Below are 19,789 nucleotides of genomic sequence, written 5' to 3'. Positions count from 1 at the left end.
AAAGTACTTACCTGTGAAAGCTGAACAAAAACACACTCCGATGATGCAGCAATACCTCAAGCTAAAGGCTGAGAATCCTGAAATCTTGCTGTTTTACCGCATGGGCGACTTCTACGAACTCTTCTACGACGATGCAAAACGCGCATCTCAATTGCTTGATATTTCGTTGACTAAACGCGGTGCGTCGGCAGGTGAACCTATCCCAATGGCTGGCGTTCCATTCCACGCCGTTGAAGGTTATCTAGCCAAACTTGTTCAGCTTGGTGAGTCTGTGGCGATTTGTGAACAGATTGGCGATCCTGCAACAAGCAAAGGTCCGGTTGAGCGTAAAGTAGTACGCATCGTCACGCCAGGTACCGTGACCGACGAAGCACTGCTGCCTGAGCGTATCGATAACCTGATTGCAGCAATCTATCAGCACAATGGTAAATTTGGTTACGCGACATTGGATGTAACTTCTGGTCGCTTCCAATTGGTTGAGCCTGAAACCGAAGAAGCGATGGCAGCAGAACTTCAACGTACGGCCCCGCGAGAGCTACTTTTCCCTGAAGATTTTGAGGCCGTTCACCTCATGTCTAACCGTAATGGTAACCGTCGTCGCCCTGTTTGGGAGTTCGAGCTCGATACTGCGAAGCAACAGCTTAACCAACAATTTGGCACCCGTGACTTAGTTGGCTTTGGTGTTGAACACGCATCACTTGGCTTGTGTGCCGCTGGCTGTTTGATTCAATACGTAAAGGACACTCAACGTACTGCCCTGCCACACATTCGTTCACTCACCTACGACCGACAAGATCACTCTGTGATTCTTGACGCAGCGACTCGTCGCAACCTAGAGCTAACGCAAAACTTATCTGGTGGCACTGATAACACGCTTGCGGAAGTCTTAGATCATTGTGCGACCGCAATGGGCAGTCGTATGCTCAAACGCTGGTTACACCAACCAATGCGCTGTATTGATACCTTAAACAATCGCTTAGATGCGATCAGCGAAATCAAAGATCAAAGCTTGTTCACCGACATTCAACCAATTTTCAAACAGATTGGTGATATCGAACGTATTCTTGCTCGTTTGGCGCTGCGTTCTGCTCGTCCTCGCGATATGGCTCGACTGCGTTACGCAATGCAACAACTCCCAGAGTTGGAAAGTGTGACGTCTTCTTTGGCGCATCCTTACCTAACTAAATTGGCTCAATTTGCCGCGCCAATGGATGATGTCTGTGATCTGCTAGAACGCGCAATCAAAGAAAACCCACCAGTGGTTATTCGCGAGGGAGGCGTGATTGCAGAGGGCTACAATGCTGAGCTTGATGAATGGCGCAAACTAGCAGACGGCGCAACCGAGTATCTAGAAAAGCTCGAAGCAGACGAACGTGAGCGCCACGGTATTGATACACTAAAAGTAGGCTACAACGCCGTACACGGTTTCTTTATTCAGGTTAGTCGTGGCCAAAGCCACTTGGTTCCACCACATTATGTGCGTCGACAAACGCTGAAAAATGCAGAACGCTACATCATTCCAGAGTTGAAAGAGCATGAAGATAAGGTTCTAAACTCTAAGTCAAAAGCGTTAGCAGTAGAGAAGAAACTGTGGGAAGAGCTGTTTGATTTATTGATGCCAAACCTTGAGAAAATGCAAAACCTTGCGTCAGCGATTTCTCAGTTGGACGTTTTACAAAACCTTGCCGAACGTGCAGACACGTTAGATTACTGTCGCCCGACTCTCGATAAAGAAGCCGGTATCAGTATTCAAGCAGGCCGCCACCCTGTTGTGGAACAAGTAACCAGTGAACCATTTATTGCTAACCCAATAGAGCTAAGCTCAGACCGTAAGATGCTGATCATCACTGGTCCAAACATGGGTGGTAAATCGACTTACATGCGTCAAACCGCATTGATTGCTCTTATGGCTCATATCGGTTCATACGTACCAGCCGAATCAGCTCATATCGGCTCTTTGGATCGTATCTTTACTCGTATTGGCGCATCCGATGACCTTGCTTCCGGGCGCTCCACCTTCATGGTAGAAATGACCGAAACAGCGAATATTCTTCATAACGCGACCCAAAACAGCTTGGTGTTAATGGATGAGATCGGCCGCGGTACCAGTACTTATGATGGTCTTTCTTTAGCATGGGCAAGTGCAGAATGGCTAGCCACACAAATAGGCGCAATGACGCTGTTTGCAACGCACTATTTTGAGTTGACTGAACTGCCAAACCAACTGCCAAATCTTGCCAACGTCCACCTAGATGCAGTAGAGCACGGTGACAGCATTGCCTTTATGCACGCAGTCCAAGAAGGTGCAGCAAGCAAGTCTTACGGCCTTGCCGTTGCTGGGTTGGCTGGAGTTCCAAAACCCGTGATCAAGAATGCGCGCAACAAACTGTCTCAGCTTGAGCAATTAGGTCAAGGTAATGACTCTCCACGACCAAGTACTGTCGATGTAGCAAACCAACTAAGCTTGATCCCAGAGCCAAGCGATGTAGAGCAGGCACTGTCGAATATTGATCCTGACGATCTAACGCCACGTCAGGCATTGGAAGAGCTTTACCGCTTGAAGAAGATGCTCTAGCTCTGACGCATCTTCAGTAAAACGCAAAAAGGCTATGGTTTCCCATAGCCTTTTGTTTATTCTAAATTCATCTCTAAAGCAGGACTGTTCTAGTCGACTTCCACGTTGAACAGGTTTTCCATGTTCAAACCTTGCTTAATCAAGATTTCGCGCAATCGACGTAAACCTTCAACTTGAATCTGACGTACACGTTCGCGTGTTAGACCAATCTCGCGTCCCACTTCCTCAAGCGTTGATGGCTCGTAGCCAAGTAAACCAAAACGACGAGCAAGCACTTCTTTCTGTTTTGGATTTAGCTCTTCTAGCCAGTCAATCAACGACGATTTGATGTCATCGTCTTGAGTGGATACTTCAGGATCCGAATTGTTTGCATCAGGAATGATATCCAGTAGCGCTTTCTCGCCATCACCACCGATAGGAGTATCGACAGAGCTGATACGTTCGTTAAGGCGAAGCATTTTACTTACGTCTTCAACTGGAATATCTAGCTGAGCTGCAATTTCTTCTGCCGTTGGTTCATGGTCGAGCTTCTGAGAAAGTTCACGCGCGGTACGCAGATAAATGTTAAGCTCTTTAACCACATGAATTGGCAGACGAATAGTGCGAGTTTGATTCATCAACGCACGCTCAATCGTTTGGCGAATCCACCAAGTCGCGTAGGTTGAGAAACGAAAACCTCGTTCAGGATCGAACTTCTCTACCGCACGAATCAATCCAAGGTTGCCTTCTTCAATAAGATCGAGAAGAGCAAGGCCACGGTTGCTGTATCGGCGAGAGATCTTCACTACAAGGCGCAAATTACTTTCAATCATTCGCTTACGAGCGGCTTCATCGCCACGCAGCGCGCGACGAGCGTAAAGTACTTCTTCTTCTGCAGTGAGTAGTGGTGAGAAGCCAATTTCACCTAGATACAGCTGTGTTGCATCTAAGCTTTTATTGCTTGCATCGAACTCTTCGCGAGCCGTCGATTTGGCTTTTTTTGGTGTTTTTTCAAGTTCGTGATTTACGCTTTCCGTCGTTGCGTTGTCATAGTCGAACTCTTCAACTTTGGTTACTGTGTTGCTGATACTCATAACGCCTCCCCCTGGCGAGTTAGCAAACATAACAACTCAATATGTCGCTAAATGATGTCGCAAGTTGTTATTCAAAGTTTTACGGTAAATAGCGCTTTGGATTGACTGATTTACCTTGATAGCGAATTTCAAAGTGGAGCTTGACTGATTTAGAACCAGAACTACCCATGGTTGCGATTTTTTGTCCGCTCTTGACACTTTGTCCTTCTGATACCAGCAATCTGTCATTGTGTGCGTATGCGCTTAAATAATTGTCGTTATGCTTCACTATAATTAGGTTGCCATAACCTCGTAGCGCATTACCTGAGTACACAACAGTGCCGGCCGCGGTTGAAACGATAGGCTGACCACGCTGTCCTGCGATGTCGATACCTTTATTTCCCTGTTCTCCCGCTGAAAAGTTTTTAATTACTCTCCCTTTTGTAGGCCACAACCACTTAGATACTTTATCGTTTTTCGCCGCAGTTATTGGTGGTTTCGGTTTAACATTCTGATTACCTTTTGACCCAACATACTCCTTTGGTTTGGATTGTTCAACCTTCTTGGGCGGCTGTTTTTGTGCAACTTTAGGCGTAGTTGTAGCAGGCTTTTGAGTAGAGCTTTTACTTGAATTTGACGGCTTTGACGCTGTTGATGTTTTAGTCACTGGCGCTGATTTTGTCGCAACTACAGGAGGAACAACGGGTTCCACTTTGTGACCGTATTTAGGGGCAACATATTTTGGTGCCCAAAGTTTTAGCCTCTGACCCGGAAAAATCGTGTAAGGCGCAGACAATTCATTGTAACGAACAAGATCATTTACATCTTTATCTGTGACGTAAGCTATGAAATAAAGCGTATCTCCTTTATTTACTTCATAGTAACTGCCTCTATAACTGCCTCGTTCTACACTGGAATAGTCTTTGTTTAAACTAGAAACAGGCGCAGGAGAATGGGCCGCGCAACCTACTAGTCCCGCAGCTAACAAACAGCTAATACCAAAACGACGTAAAAACCTATTCACCTGATCTTTAACCCTTAAGCCAAATCGCCTGCAACTAATGGCACAAACCTTACCATTTCTACCACGGTAGAAAGGAATTGTTCACCCTTACGTTCAATTTTTAATAACTGTTGCTCATCTTCACCGACAGGTATGATCATCTTTCCACCTTCTTTAAGCTGCGACAAAAGTGCTTGAGGAATAGTTTCAGCAGCGGCAGTAACGATGATTGCATCAAAGGGACCTTTCGCTTCCCACCCAAGCCAGCCATCACCATGCTTCGTTGATACATTGTAGATATCGAGTTGCTTAAGGCGACGCTTTGCATCCCATTGAAGAGATTTAATCCGCTCAACCGAATAAACATGATCAACAATCTGAGCAAGTACAGCAGTTTGGTAACCAGACCCTGTTCCTATCTCAAGTACATTACTGCTTTGTTTGAGATCGAGCAATTCTGTCATTTTCGCAACAATGTAAGGCTGAGAAATAGTTTGCCCCTGACCAATCGGTAACGCATTGTTATCGTACGCTTGGTGCATCATTGCCTGTGAGACAAAACTCTCACGCGGCAAACGGTACACGGCATCCAATACGCGTTGATCACTGATGCCACTGGAGATAAGAAACGCTATCAACCTGTCAGCATGTGGGTTACTCATTACTTCTCTTCCTTTAACCAACTGTCCATCGCACGCAAAGACTCATGAGCAGTGAGATCAACTTGCAGTGGGGTGATTGAGACTCGACCATGTTCAATCGCATAAAAATCGGTGCCCTCTCCGGCATCTTGCTCTTTACCCGGAGGACCTAACCAATAAATATCATGACCACGTGGGTCCTGTTGCTTGATCATATTCTCGGCATGATGACGGGCACCTAAGCGTGTCACTTCAATCTCACCTAATTGTTCTAGTGGTAAATCAGGAACATTGACGTTCAGTAAGCGGTTGGTCGGGATCGGCCTAACCAAATGCTGTTCAACTAGCTGGCGGGCAATTTTTGCCGCAGCTGCAAAGTTCTGTTTACCCACCAACGAAAAAGCGACAGATTGAACGCCAAGAAAGTGCCCTTCCATCGCTGCGGCAACCGTTCCTGAATATAAGACATCATCGCCAAGGTTTGCGCCATGATTTATCCCAGTGAGAACCAAGTCTGGTAAATCGCCTTTCATCAATTCATTCAATGCAAAGTGAACACAATCTGTCGGGGTGCCTTGCACAGAGAAGGTGTTGGGTGCGATTTCATTTACTCTCAGAGGCTGCTCTAACGTCAGTGAGTTCGAAGCACCAGACCGGTTTCGATCTGGTGCCACAATCGTCACCTCAGCAATACTTTTTAGCTCATCAGCAAGCGCATGAATTCCTTGAGCATGAACGCCGTCGTCATTACTGAGCAGTACTCTTAATGGCTTCGCGTTTGGTGAATCCATTTCCATTAATATTCTCTTTCTACTTTTTCCTCGATAACCAACTCGCGTACGATAGAGGTCGCAAACGAACCGGCATCTAGCGAGAAGATCAACGTAATATTGTTGCCATCCACCGTCCAAGCTAAGTCTTGAGGTTTAAGTGCAATATCACGACGGTCGTGACGCATACGATTCCCACGAATTAATGCCATTAAATCGGGTTCTTCATCCAAGAAAGGCTGCTCCAAGGCTAATGCATCTGTTTGAGTTGGAAGTGCATTGTCTCCAGCTAGCGCTGCAGTAATAGCCACTTCGCCCTGAGCAAATTGTGCCTGTAGATCAGCCATGTTGCTTGCATCAATCAACTGAGTACCAGAACTTGTCAGAGCCACATCACCATCGATAAAAGCATCAAACACGCCGTTTTCTAAACGAGCTGAAACGATGCGGTTGAAGATCCACGAGCGAGCCGCCGACAAATACATGCTGCGCTTGTTTTGGTTGCGCGTACGAACGTTTTCGCGGCCCCAACGACGAGCTTCTTCTAGGTTGTTGCCATCGTTACCAAAACGCTGACTACCAAAGTAGTTCGGCACGCCAACTTGTTTCACTTTTTCAAGGCGTTGCTCAACATCCGCTACATCTGTCACTTCAGACAAAGTAACCACGAACTCGTTCCCTACTAGGTCACCAGGACGTAGTTTTTTATTGTGACGATCTGTTGCCAGAATTTCGATACTTGGGTATTGCGCCAAAAATGCTGAAAAATCTGGTGTTTCACCTTTCGGTAAATGAACACTTAGCCATTGTTCAGTCACAGCGTGACGGTCTTTAAGACCCGCCCAGCTAACGTCTTTCGACTTAACACCACATGCTTTAGCCAACTCGTTGGCAACAAAGCTGGTGTTCTCACCCGTTTTACGAATGCGAACCATTAGGTGTTCGCCTTCACCTGTAAAGGCAAAGCCTAAATCTTCGCGAACCTGAAAGTGTTCTGGTTGCGCTTTGATTTTTGCTGATGCAACAGGCTTACCCGTAAGGTAGGCCAATGAAGATAAAATGTCTGACATGATGTTTTTCCACTGCTAATGCAGCACTGAGGAGCAAATTGCTAGGTTATTGCTTAAAGAGAAGTACAACTGCTTCCGTTGCAATGCCTTCTTTGCGTCCAGTAAAACCGAGACGTTCTGTCGTCGTCGCCTTTACGTTTATATTACTGATATCGGTTTCCAAGTCTTCAGCAATCGTGGCACACATTGCGTCAATATGCGGTGCCATTTTAGGCGCTTGTGCCATGATGGTGATGTCAGCGTTTCCTAATCGATAGCCTTGTTCTTTCACCCGGCGATAGACATCTTTAAGCAGTTCGCGGCTATCAGCCCCTTTCCACTTATCATCGGTATCTGGGAAGTGACGGCCAATATCTCCGGCAGCAATAGCACCAAGCAGTGCATCGCTCAATGCATGAAGTGCCACATCACCATCTGAGTGGGCAATCAACCCTTGTTCGTAAGGAACAGCGACACCACCGATAATCACCGGGCCTTCACCACCAAATTTGTGTACATCGAAACCATGACCAATTCGAATCATTTTCTATCCTTTGTTTACTCGCCGTGCTCACGGCTTAGGTAAAACTCGGCTAACGCGAGGTCTTCTGGCTGAGTAATTTTTATGTTATTCGCATTACCTTGAACCAAAGCAGGCGTTTCGCCTAACCATTCCAAAGCCGAAGCTTCATCGGTAATGGTTGCACCTTGTTCTAGTGCGTCAGTCAGCGCTCGTGTTAATTGTTGAGTTTTAAACATTTGTGGGGTAAGTGCATGCCACAATGCTTCTCTTTCTACCGTATGATCGATATCTTGTGCCGTATTGGCGCGCTTCATCGTGTCTCTCACTGGCGAAGCAAGGATGCCACCAGTTTGATGCTCGCAACAAACGTCGATCAGACGATCAATATCAGACGTTAGTACACAAGGTCTCGCCGCGTCATGGACCAATACCCACTCGCTCTCGAAATGTGTACTTACATAGTTTAGCCCCGATAAGACCGAATCCGCCCTTTCTTTGCCACCAGACACGCAAATCACGTCTGGGTGCTGAGCAATGTTCAATTCAGGGTAATAAGGGTCGCCATCGGTAATTGCGATCACGACTTTAGAGATCCTTGGATGAGAAAGCAGCTTCTCTACTGTGTGCTCTAATACCGCTTTTCCGTCAATTAAGAGATATTGCTTAGGGCGATCAGCCTTCATACGGCTGCCGACACCGGCCGCAGGTACAATAGCAATATGAGCTGAAAACAGTTCTGGCATGTTATTGCTCGTCCTCGTCAATAATACGATAGAAAGTCTCGCCATCTTTGACCAAACCTAACTCATGACGCGCACGTTCTTCAATCGCATCAAGACCTTGTCTCAGGTCATCAATTTCTGCGAACATCTCATTATTACGAGCTTGCAGCTTGCTGTTCACTTGTTGCTGCACTTCAATTTCATCTTCTACTGTGTAGTAGTCAGTTACCCCGTTTTTGCCAAACCATAGGGTATATTGGAGCCAGCCAAACAGTAACGTAAGGGCTAAAACAAAGATTCGCATATCGCTGCTAACATTCTGTACCGGAAGGGATTAGATAAGGTGACATATATAGCATAAATGCGTGGTTGGCTCTAGGGCAGAAAAAGAGACTCACACGCTCCTTACAGGAAAAAAGCAGCAAAATGAAACAAAGAGATTCCCTACTCTCTCCTTCGTCGTTCTAGGGGATGACAAATGAACGTTAACGAAAGACATCAAAAAGCAAAGTTAGCTCCCATCTATCTAAGCGAAGCGTTTCCGTACTCCAGACACAAAAACGCCCCGCAAATGCGAGGCGTTTTTTTAAAGCGTTAAGCTAATAATTTAGAAACCTAAATTATTGACCTTTAACTTCTTTAAGACCGTTGAAAGGAGCGCGCTCACCTAGAGCTTCCTCGATACGGATAAGTTGGTTGTACTTAGCAACACGGTCAGAACGGCTCATAGAACCAGTCTTGATTTGACCTGCAGCTGTACCTACCGCTAGATCAGCGATAGTTGCGTCTTCAGTTTCGCCAGAACGGTGAGAGATTACTGCTGTGTAACCTGCGTCTTTAGCCATCTTGATTGCAGCTAGAGTCTCAGTTAGAGAACCGATTTGGTTGAACTTGATAAGGATAGAGTTAGCTACGCCTTTCTCGATACCTTCAGCAAGGATCTTAGTGTTAGTAACGAATAGGTCATCACCTACTAGTTGAAGCTTGTCACCTAGTAGTTCAGTTTGATGCTTGAAGCCAGCCCAATCAGACTCGTCTAGACCGTCTTCGATAGAAACGATTGGGAATTGGTTAGCTAGCTCAGCTAGGTAGTGGTTGAACTCTTCAGAAGTGAAAGTTTTACCTTCGCCTTTCATGTTGTAGATGCCAGCTTCTTTGTCGAAGAACTCAGATGCAGCACAGTCCATAGCTAGAGTAACGTCTTTACCTAGTTCGTAACCAGCAGCTGCAACAGCTTCTGCGATAACTTCTAGAGCTTCAGCGTTAGACTTAAGGTTAGGAGCGAAACCACCTTCGTCACCAACTGCAGTGCTGTAGCCTTTAGACTTAAGAACTTTAGCTAGGTTGTGGAATACTTCAGCGCCGATACGTAGACCTTCTTTAAGAGTCTTAGCACCAACTGGTTGGATCATGAACTCTTGGATGTCAACGTTGTTATCAGCGTGCTCACCACCGTTGATGATGTTCATCATTGGTAGAGGCATAGAGAACTGACCAGCTGTACCGTTTAGCTCAGCGATGTGCTCGTATAGAGGCATGCCTTTAGCAGCAGCTGCTGCTTTAGCGTTTGCTAGAGAAACAGCTAGGATAGCGTTCGCACCGAATTTAGATTTGTTTTCAGTACCGTCTAGGTCGATCATTACTGCGTCGATTGCAGCTTGATCTTTCGCGTCTTTACCAACTAGAGCTTCAGCGATTGGGCCGTTTACAGCTTCGATAGCTTTAAGAACACCTTTACCTAGGAAACGTGCTTTGTCGCCGTCACGTAGCTCAAGAGCTTCGCGAGAACCAGTAGATGCGCCAGATGGAGCAGCAGCCATACCTACGAAACCGCCTTCTAGGTGTACTTCAGCTTCTACAGTTGGGTTACCACGTGAATCGATGATTTCACGACCTAGAACTTTAACGATCTTAGACATTGAATGTTTCCTTCTCGTTGAATATATAATGTCAAAATTAAAGGCAGCAACACAGCTTACGTTACTGCCTGTATTCCTTACTTACTTCTCGAAATCGCCACGCTGGTATTCGCCAGCTGCTTTCACGAAACCTGCGAACAATGGGTGACCATCACGCGGTGTTGATGTGAACTCTGGGTGGAATTGAGCCGCTACGAACCATGGGTGAGCTGGGTTCTCAATTACTTCTACCAGTTTCTTGTCTGCTGACAAGCCAGATACTTTAAGGCCTGCTTTTTCGATTTGCGGACGAAGATTGTTGTTCACTTCATAACGGTGACGGTGACGCTCATGAATTGTCGCGTTGCCGTATAGTTCACGAGCTTTCGTACCTTTTTCTAGGTGACATAGCTGTGAACCAAGACGCATAGTACCACCAAGATCAGACTTCTCGGTACGTTCTTCAACTTTACCTTCGCCATCAACCCACTCTGTGATTAAACCTACCACAGGGTACTTCGTCTCTTTGTTAAATTCTGTTGAATGTGCACCTTCCATACCCGCTACGTTACGCGCGTATTCGATCAGTGCCACTTGCATGCCTAGACAGATACCTAGGTAAGGAACGTTGTTTTCACGAGCGTATTGAGCTGCGCGAATCTTACCTTCGATACCACGGTCACCGAAACCGCCAGGAACAAGGATTGCGTCTAGACCTTCTAGGATCTCAACACCCTTGTTCTCTACGTCTTGAGAATCAACGTACTGAATCTTAACGCTCAGACGGTTCTTAAGACCAGCATGTTTCAACGCTTCGTTTACTGATTTGTATGCATCTGGTAGTTCAATGTACTTACCAACCATACCAATCGTCACTTCTGCCGTTGGGTTAGCTTCTTCGTAAATTACTTGTTCCCACTCAGACAGGTTAGCTTCTGGCGCATTGATGCCAAAGCGAGCACAAACAAGATCGTCTAGACCTTGAGCTTTGATTAGCTGAGGGATCTTGTAGATAGAATCTACATCTTTCATTGAGATAACTGCTTTTTCTTGTACGTTACAGAAAAGAGCAATTTTCTTACGTTCGTTAGCAGGGATCATACGATCGCTACGACAAACTAGAATATCTGGTTGGATGCCGATAGATAGCAGCTCTTTAACAGAGTGCTGAGTTGGCTTAGTTTTCACTTCGCCCGCAGCTGCTAGGTAAGGAACTAGAGTTAGGTGCATGAACATTGCGCGTTCACGGCCTAGTTCTACAGCAAGCTGACGAATAGCTTCCATAAATGGTAGTGATTCGATATCACCTACCGTACCACCGACTTCAACGATAGCAACATCATGGCCTTCAGAACCTGCGATTACGCGGTCTTTGATAGCGTTAGTGATGTGAGGGATAACCTGAATGGTTGCACCTAGGTAATCGCCGCGACGTTCTTTACGTAGTACGTCTGCATAAACACGACCTGCAGTGAAGTTGTTACGCTTAGTCATCTTGGTGCGGATGAAACGCTCGTAGTGACCAAGGTCAAGGTCAGTCTCTGCGCCATCTTCCGTAACGAACACTTCACCGTGTTGAGTTGGGCTCATTGTGCCTGGATCAACGTTGATGTAAGGGTCAAGCTTCATCATAGTCACTTTAAGACCACGAGCTTCTAGAATAGCGGCAAGAGATGCTGCTGCAATACCTTTACCTAGAGAGGATACAACCCCGCCAGTAACAAAAATGTAATTTGTCGTCATGTTTAACCTGAAATTGGTTGAATGAGGGAAATGGAGTGCTTCTGGACGGGACGTAAATATACCAGAAGCTCCTTAACGCCACAACGTGAAATCTATCACACCGGAATTTTTTATTTTTTGCTTCAAATCAAAGTCGAGTATTCATGCAATTTCAGCTTTGCTCTTCTCGTTTCACTTCATCCCACATCGAATCGAGTTCATCTAGAGTAAAGTCTGTGAGTTGCTTACCGTGCGCTGCAACTTTAGTTTCCACGCCTTTAAAGCGTCTTGAGAACTTTAGATTTGCTTTGGCCAAAGCGACTTCAGGGTCTTTGCCTAAGTGACGAGATAGGTTGACGGTCGCAAATAATAAGTCCCCCAACTCAAGCTCTACCTTGGTTTCATCGGGGTTGACTTGAAGCGCCTCTTCCATCACTTCTTCAATTTCCTCTTGTACCTTCCCGACTACAGGACCCAGAGAGTCCCAATCAAAACCATATTTAGCGCATTTCTTTTGAATTTTTGTAGCACGAGAAAGCGCAGGTAGAGAGTTCGGTATTGAGTCTAGAATACTTTCTTCAGCTTTGCCTACTTGTGCTTTTTCTTTGGCTTTTTCCGCCTCCCAATTAGCGGTAATTTCTTCATCAGATTCAAACTCAACATCAGAAAAAACATGAGGATGACGACGAGTCAGTTTTTCATTCACAGTTTCGACGACGTCAGAAAAATCAAACAGCCCCTGTTCTTTTGCCATTTGGCTGTAGAAAATCACTTGGAACAATAAGTCACCCAACTCTTCTTGCAAGTTCGGCCAATCACGGTTTTGAATCGCATCCACCACCTCGTAGGTTTCTTCAATGGTGTGCGGAACAATGGTGTCGAAGGTCTGCTTTAAGTCCCATGGGCAACCGCCGTCTGGGTCACGCAACTTCGCCATGATTTGTTCTAACTGTTCAATTGGATGACTCATTTTCTCTGTTCCTTTAAACCTTTCTATCTAAAGAAAAAGGTGAGCAGCCAAAACCACTCACCTTTGTTATATGTTGATCAATTCTCTAAATAATTGAAGCTGTAGCTAGGCGGCAAGCGAGCGAGACTCCTGAGCATAGCTTGCCTATGTGATGGAGCGAGTGAGCGCAGGCAACAACGCTATCAGCTTCAAGTATGACGAGAATTTTAGCCGAGGCGTTTTACCGACATTACATCCTTGATCTGCTCAACACGTTTCGAAACGCGTGAGAACACTTCAAGATTGGTCACTTCAAGGTCAAAGTCCATGATCGACATTTGCGTGCGGTAATCGACACGACTCTTCATGCTGGTGACTTTGATTTTCTCGTTCGCAAATAGCGTTGTGATGTCTTTTAGCAGACCGCCACGTTCCATTGCTTCAACACGAACCGTCAAGATGTAAGAGCCGACAAAGCCGCTGCCCCAAACGGTATCAATGATACGCTCTGGTGCGTGATGACGAAGCTCCTCTAGTTGCTCACAGTCACTGCGGTGGACCGAAATACCGCGACCTTGGGTGATGTAACCTGCAATCTCATCACCTGGGATCGGCTGACAACAACGTGCTAGGTGTGTCATTAGGTTATCGACACCTTCGACTACGACCGCATCTTTCTTCGGACGACTTTGTGCTGGCGCGCGATTTTCTGCTTCTTGAAGTTTTTCTAGCGCTTGCTGGTCTTCCTCTTCCGCGGTTGGTTTGTTTACCAATGCGTTGATGTGGTTGATGATTTGGTTGATACGCAAGTCACCACTACCAATACCAACATACAATTCATCGGCACTATTAACGTTAAAGCGTTTCAGCGCGTAGTTATCAGCATCTTTCAGTGTCGCGCCGATTTTCGCTAGTTCGTGCTCTAGAATTTCACGACCCGCTTCTAGGTTCTTCTCACGGCTTTGCTTGCGGAACCATGCGTTGATCTTCGCACGCGCTCGGCTTGAAGTAACAAAGCCTAGCGACGGGTTTAACCAGTCTCGTGAAGGGTTTGGTTCTTTCTGGGTGATGATTTCAACCTGATCGCCCATTTGCAGTTTATGGGTGAACGGTACGATACGACCCGCTACTTTGGCACCGATACAACGATGCCCCACTTCTGAGTGAATGTGGTAAGCGAAGTCTAACGGGGTTGCACCCATTGGTAGGTCGACAACATCGCCACGTGGGGTAAAGGCATACACACGGTCATCAAATACCTGACTACGCAGCTCATCCAACATCTCGCCAGAGTCGGACATCTCTTCTTGCCAATCCAGTAGCTTACGTAGCCACGTGATCTTCTCATCGTAACCGCTGCGGCTGCTTGCGCCTTCTTTGTATTTCCAGTGCGCTGCAACACCTAGCTCCGAGTCTTCGTGCATCTCTTTAGTACGAATCTGGATCTCGATGGTCTTGCCTTCAGGGCCAAGAATTACGGTATGGATGGACTGATAGCCATTTGGTTTCGGGTTTGCTACATAGTCGTCAAACTCGCTTGGCAGGTGTTTGTATTTGGTGTGAACCACACCTAGAGCGGCATAACAGTCTTGAAGTTTGTCAGCGATGATACGTACCGCACGTACGTCAAACAATTCATCAAACGCCAGACTCTTCTTCTGCATTTTGCGCCAGATACTGTAGATGTGCTTTGGACGACCACTGACTTCTGCGTTGATGCCGCATACGGTCATTTCTTGGGTAAGGTCGTCGACAAAGTCTTTGATGTATTGTTCACGGACAATACGACGCTCAGCCAATTGCTTCGCGATTTGCTTGTAGGTTTCTGGTTGTTGGTAGCGGAAGGCGTAATCTTCGATTTCCCACTTCAGCTGACCAATACCAAGGCGGTTTGCCAGAGGCGCATAAATGTTTGCACACTCTTTTGCCGCTGCACGACGAACTTCGTCCGGCGCTTTTTTTACTTCAATCAGGTTGCAGATACGTTCCGCCAGCTTGATGACCACGCAGCGGAAATCATCCACCATGGCCAACAACATACGACGAACGTTATCTACTTGAGACGAGGCAGCACCACCATCCATTGTTACATTCAGTTGACCAATTGCCGCCATTTCGTCGACGCCATCGATCAGCTTAATGATTTCTTTGCTGTATTTTTCCTCAAGGAGCTCTCTATCAAAAGCACCGCTTGAGACCAAAGGGAACAGTTGCGCTGCGACGAGTGTCGCTTTGTCCATCGACAAGGTGATCAAGATTTCGATCATCTCTCGTCCACGCCACAACAAAAGCTCCGCCTGCTCGTGGTTCGCCAAAATCGACTGGCAATCACGATACACTTCAATTAAGCGTTTCGCTGTGTTCTTCTCTTGCCCTAGACTAGCCACCCAGGTTTCGAGTTCAAACTGTTCATCTTGGTTTAAATGCGCGCTTCTTACCGCAACCATCTCATCATCCTAATTATTATATTTGTGTGGTTTGACTAACACCATCCAGGTTAGTTCTTATGCCAAGCCTTAAACGTTGGCTTATTGACCACCCACCACGTGTAAGTGATCAACAAAGTCCCAATTATCAGGACTTTTCAAACAGCGCCATCGATTCTAGATGGCTGGTATGAGGGAACATGTCCAGCATACCTAATTTGGTCAATTGGTAGCCTTGCTCCAGCAAGCTCTGACTATCCCTTGCAAGGGTAGCAGGATTACACGAAACATAAACTACACGCTGTGCGCCAAGCGCAGAAACTTGATCGATGATCCCACTCGCGCCTGCACGTGCCGGATCAAGCAGCACTTTGTCGAATTGTTCAGCCGCCCAAACTTGCCCTTCAAAATCCTGCTCAAGGTTAGCGTGATAAAATTGTGCGTTATTGATTTGGTTCAAGGATGCATTATTTGCTGCCTTTTCTACCATTTCTGCCACGCCTTCTACGCCAACCACATGTTTTGCACGTTTTGCAATTGGCAAACTGAAGTTACCTAGACCACAGAACAAATCTAACACTCGCTCGTCACTTTGTGGGTCTAACCACGCCACTGCCTGAGCGACCATTTTCTGGTTCACCGCTTGGTTCACTTGAATAAAGTTGTTTGGCGTGAATGGTACGGTGACACCGGCTTCTTGATAGAAAGGCACTTCACCTTCAATCAAATCAAGTTGGTCCGTTTCTGGCATCAGGTAGAGCGATGCATGATGACGCTTCGCCAATTCCACCAACGTGTTAGTTTCTTTTTCAGTCAGTTTGCTTAGGTGGCGCAATGTAATACAAGGACCATTGTCGCCCAATACTAACTCTACGTGACCCAATTGCTCTGGCTTCTTAAACGCTTTTAACGTCGAGTAGATTTCTGGCAGTAACACATTCAACTCAGGCGCAAGCACAGGACAGTCCGTCACTTGTGCGATTTGCTTACTTTGTTTCTTACGGAAACCAAAGTGCAGCTGACGGGTCTTTTTATCCACGAATAAGCTCACGCGAGCACGGCGACGATAACCATGAGAGTCACCCAACACAGGTGCATCCAACTCGATATCACTACCGGCAAATTTTCGCATCAACTGACGAAGCGTTTGCTGCTTGTGCGTCAGCTGTTGGTCATAGTTCAAATGTTGCAGGTCGCAGCCTCCACATTCATGGTAATGCGGACAAAAGGCGTCAACGCGCGTTTCACTCGGTTTAAGGATTTTAATCAACTTACCACGAGCGAATTTGCTCTTTTCTTCCACCAATTGGGTTACCACTTCCTCACCCGGTAGTGCACCATCAATAAACAATGGTTTCTTCTTGAGGTAAGCAATGCCTGCGCCGTGGTGATCCAAACGCTCCACTTGTACCGCTTGGTGACGAGTATTTAATTGCGTTTTCTTTTTAGGTTGAAAGATACGTGCCATGCTCTGTGCCTGATTTGTGTCTAATTGCTCTACGGCTTCACTATTCTTGATTGCAGCCGTTGTGTGATTCGAGTGACTTGATTATGCTTACCGTTTATCCGGTGACGTCACTTCTTTACTCAAGGCTTTATCGCGCGCTTGAGAAATAATGCGTTATTTTCCCATATCCAGACTCCGATGTAATTAGATAACATGACCAGATATGGCTTACGAGCACGTGTAATTACACTAACTCTCGCTCCCACACTCATTATTGGTTTATTACTGAGCGGCTTTTTCTCATTTAACCGCTACCAAGACCTCGAAAAACAAGTCATCACGACAGGTAATAGCATTATCGAACCACTTGCTATTGCCAGCGAAACGCACCTTCTTTCTGAAAGTCGTGAAGCCGTCCGTCGCCTGATCAGCTACGCCCACCGTAAAAACTCGAAATTGGTTCGCAGTATCGCGGTGTTTGATGAAAACCATGAGCTTTTTGTCACCTCTAACTTCCACCCAAATTTTGAAGCGCTGATGTTCCCGAAGGACAAACCGATTCCTCAATTAGGGGACTCAGAAATCTTCGATAACTCGCTTATTCTGCGTGTGCCGATTCTATCAGAAGGCCATTATCTTTCTGAGCTTTCAAATGAGAATCAGGGAACAAAAGCCATTGGCTACATCGCGGTGGAAATGGATCTTTCGTCACTTCGTTTACAGCAGTACCAAGAAGTCTTCTCAGCATTCTTGGTGTTGATTCTCGGCCTTGGTCTCGCGAGCGTGTTCGCCTCTCGCCTCATGCATGACGTTACCCAGCCGATCACCCACATGAAGAACGTTGTGGACCGAATTCGTCGTGGCCACCTTGACGTGCGTATCGAAGGTAAAATGCACGGTGAGTTGGACCAACTGAAAAACGGTATCAACGCCATGGCAGTCTCGCTGTCGGAATACCACGTTGAGATGCAGCACAGTATAGACCAAGCGACATCGGACTTGCGTGAAACCCTTGAACAGCTAGAAATTCAGAACGTGGAGTTAGACATCGCGAAGAAACGTGCGCAAGAAGCGGCGCGAGTGAAATCTGAATTCTTAGCCAATATGTCGCACGAGCTTCGTACGCCACTGAACGGTGTGATTGGCTTTACGCGTCAGATGCTTAAAACTCAGTTGTCGAACAGCCAAACGGATTACTTGCAGACCATTGAGAAGTCGGCAAACAACCTACTCAACATCATCAACGACATCCTCGACTTCTCGAAACTGGAAGCGGGTAAGTTAGCCCTAGAAAACATTCCATTTGAATTCAGAGAAAGCTTGGAAGAAGTTATTAACTTACAAGCGACCAGCGCACACGAGAAAGGATTGGAGATCACCCTGAAAGTGGATCCGAAGATCCCGCCAGGCTTGGTCGGTGACCCACTGCGTATCCAGCAAATCCTTACTAACTTGGTCGGTAACTCAATCAAATTTACCGAGCGCGGCAACATCGACATCAGTGTTGAAATGCGTTCCCAATCCAGTGATTCCATTGAACTGCAATTTATGGTTCGCGATACAGGCATTGGTATTTCAGAGCGCCAGCAAGCGCAATTGTTCCAAGCCTTTAGCCAAGCAGATGCGAGTATTTCACGCCGATACGGCGGTACTGGTTTAGGTCTGGTTATCACCCAAAAACTGGTTAGCCAAATGGGCGGCGAAATCAGCTTAACCAGCCGTCTCCACCAAGGTTCTACCTTCTGGTTTACGCTGCGCCTACATTCAACAGAAATGCCAATGAGCGATCTAATTGAAGTAGAACTGCTATCTGGTAAGCAGCTGCTGCTGGTTGAACCAAACATGCAAGCGGCATCAGTGACTCAACAAGTCTTGAGTCAAGAAGGCATTCTAGTGACCTACCGTTCATCGCTACCAGAGAACGATGAACACTACGACTACGTATTGTTGAACTTGGGCGCAAACCAAACTTATGACGACCAATCCGTCTCAGCGTGGATTGAGCAGGCGAAGCGTATGGCTCCAAGTGTCATCATGGGTACGCCAAGTACGGAGCTAGCATTAGCAGACCAAGTGATGAACGATCATCAGATCCAATGTCTGACCAAGCCATTATCGCGTCGTAAACTGCTACAGAGCCTGATCACTGACCATATAGAAATGCCTCAGGTTGCCCTGCCTCCGGTTGAACCTGTAGAGAGCGAAAGACTGCCATTAACGGTGCTTGCGGTTGATGATAACCCTGCCAACTTGAAGCTGATCTCTGCGCTATTGAGAGAGCGTGTCGAAACAGTAACGGCATGCAGCAACGGTCAACAAGCAGTGAACCTCGCAACAGAGAAGAAATACGATCTGATCTTCATGGACATTCAAATGCCATTGATGGACGGCGTAACCGCCTGTCAGTACATTAAAGAGCTAGAGCTGAACAAAGACACCCCTGTGATTGCGGTGACCGCACACGCAATGGCAGGTGAGCGTGACCGACTGCTGGCAGCGGGCATGGATGATTACCTAACCAAGCCAATTGAGGAACATGTGTTGCAACAGGTTTTGGTTCATTGGAACCCAAATACTTGCACTGACAGTGTCGATAAGATCGCACCATCTTACGTGGAGCCTGCAGTGGAAGTTGCACCACCAGAGCCGGAAAAACCGCAGCAAGATATGATTATCGACTGGCAAGCGGCCTTAAAACAGAGCGCAAACAAAGAAGACCTAGCTAAGGACATGCTACGCATGTTGATAGACTTTATTCCAGAAGTGGAAGAAGTGGTCGATCAAGCCATAGAGCAAGAAGACTTTTCGCGCGATGACCTTATCCATGTGGTGCATAAACTTCACGGCAGTAGCTCTTACTGTGGCGTACCGAGGTTGAAGTCACTGTGTGCAACCTTGGAACAGGCGCTGCGTTCAGGTGCGAGTATTGAAGACATCGAACCGGAAATGTTCGAACTGCAAGATGAGATGATTAAAGTCACCACGACGGCGAAGTTCTATCTTGAACAGTAG

At 46.6% G+C, this 19,789-nt stretch carries 15 protein-coding genes; 2 read left to right on the top strand and 13 right to left on the bottom strand.

From position 1 onward, the window contains the following. Positions 1–13 precede the first annotated feature (13 nt). Positions 14–2,575 (top strand): DNA mismatch repair protein MutS, encoded by a 2,562-nt coding sequence (mutS, locus tag C1S74_RS13750; RefSeq protein WP_045397770.1) that lies wholly within the window; start codon positions 14–16, stop codon positions 2,573–2,575. A gap of 89 nt (positions 2,576–2,664) precedes the next feature. On the opposite strand, the gene rpoS is transcribed toward mutS, so the two are convergent. The 13 genes from rpoS to rlmD all read right to left on the bottom strand — a co-directional run bounded on the left by rpoS (position 2,665) and on the right by rlmD (position 16,798). Beyond that, positions 2,665–3,648: an RNA polymerase sigma factor RpoS gene (rpoS, locus tag C1S74_RS13745; protein ID WP_045397781.1), complete on the bottom strand. Its 984-nt coding sequence runs from the start codon at positions 3,646–3,648 to the stop codon at positions 2,665–2,667. A gap of 79 nt (positions 3,649–3,727) precedes the next feature. Next, entirely contained in the window at positions 3,728–4,651 is a 924-nt protein-coding gene (locus C1S74_RS13740) for a peptidoglycan DD-metalloendopeptidase family protein (protein ID WP_045397769.1), read from the bottom strand. A gap of 14 nt (positions 4,652–4,665) precedes the next feature. After that, complete coding sequence (locus C1S74_RS13735; protein WP_045397767.1) at positions 4,666–5,292, bottom strand: protein-L-isoaspartate(D-aspartate) O-methyltransferase; 627 nt, start codon at positions 5,290–5,292, stop codon at positions 4,666–4,668. Beyond that, positions 5,292–6,068, bottom strand: coding sequence for a 5'/3'-nucleotidase SurE (surE, locus tag C1S74_RS13730; protein ID WP_038870275.1), 777 nt, complete (start codon positions 6,066–6,068; stop codon positions 5,292–5,294). Before surE ends, C1S74_RS13735 begins: the two co-directional genes overlap by 1 nt. Continuing rightward, positions 6,068–7,111, bottom strand: coding sequence for a tRNA pseudouridine(13) synthase TruD (gene truD, locus C1S74_RS13725; RefSeq protein WP_045397766.1), 1,044 nt, complete (start codon positions 7,109–7,111; stop codon positions 6,068–6,070). Before truD ends, surE begins: the two co-directional genes overlap by 1 nt. A 46-nt stretch (positions 7,112–7,157) precedes the next feature. Then, positions 7,158–7,634, bottom strand: coding sequence for a 2-C-methyl-D-erythritol 2,4-cyclodiphosphate synthase (ispF, locus tag C1S74_RS13720; RefSeq protein ID WP_038870279.1), 477 nt, complete (start codon positions 7,632–7,634; stop codon positions 7,158–7,160). 14 nt (positions 7,635–7,648) lie between these two features. Beyond that, positions 7,649–8,356, bottom strand: a complete 708-nt coding sequence (gene ispD, locus C1S74_RS13715) for a 2-C-methyl-D-erythritol 4-phosphate cytidylyltransferase (RefSeq protein ID WP_045397764.1) — start codon at positions 8,354–8,356, stop codon at positions 7,649–7,651. Position 8,357: 1 nt separating this feature from the next. Further along, complete coding sequence (ftsB, locus tag C1S74_RS13710; protein ID WP_038870281.1) at positions 8,358–8,639, bottom strand: cell division protein FtsB; 282 nt, start codon at positions 8,637–8,639, stop codon at positions 8,358–8,360. A gap of 316 nt (positions 8,640–8,955) precedes the next feature. After that, positions 8,956–10,254, bottom strand: a complete 1,299-nt coding sequence (gene eno / locus C1S74_RS13705) for a phosphopyruvate hydratase (RefSeq protein WP_038870282.1) — start codon at positions 10,252–10,254, stop codon at positions 8,956–8,958. An 81-nt stretch (positions 10,255–10,335) separates the two neighbouring features. Next, positions 10,336–11,976, bottom strand: coding sequence for a CTP synthase (locus C1S74_RS13700; RefSeq protein WP_038870283.1), 1,641 nt, complete (start codon positions 11,974–11,976; stop codon positions 10,336–10,338). A 151-nt stretch (positions 11,977–12,127) separates the two neighbouring features. Beyond that, on the bottom strand, positions 12,128–12,925 hold the full coding sequence (gene mazG / locus C1S74_RS13695) for a nucleoside triphosphate pyrophosphohydrolase (RefSeq protein ID WP_045397762.1): 798 nt from the start codon (positions 12,923–12,925) through the stop codon (positions 12,128–12,130). 206 nt (positions 12,926–13,131) lie between these two features. Further along, the gene (gene relA, locus C1S74_RS13690; protein WP_038870285.1) at positions 13,132–15,351 is read right to left on the bottom strand and encodes a GTP diphosphokinase; all 2,220 of its coding nucleotides are present in this window, start codon (positions 15,349–15,351) and stop codon (positions 13,132–13,134) included. Between the two features lie 127 nt (positions 15,352–15,478). Then, on the bottom strand, positions 15,479–16,798 hold the full coding sequence (rlmD, locus tag C1S74_RS13685) for a 23S rRNA (uracil(1939)-C(5))-methyltransferase RlmD (RefSeq protein WP_045397760.1): 1,320 nt from the start codon (positions 16,796–16,798) through the stop codon (positions 15,479–15,481). A gap of 192 nt (positions 16,799–16,990) precedes the next feature. Here rlmD and barA point away from each other — a divergent pair, with 192 nt between their 5' ends. After that, a complete protein-coding gene (gene barA, locus C1S74_RS13675) occupies positions 16,991–19,789 on the top strand; it encodes a two-component sensor histidine kinase BarA (RefSeq protein WP_045397758.1) in 2,799 nt (932 codons plus the stop codon).

This window comes from Vibrio hyugaensis, from assembly GCF_002906655.1.
Taxonomy (GTDB): Bacteria; Pseudomonadota; Gammaproteobacteria; order Enterobacterales; family Vibrionaceae; genus Vibrio; species Vibrio hyugaensis.
This window is presented reverse-complemented; position numbering and strand designations above follow the sequence as displayed.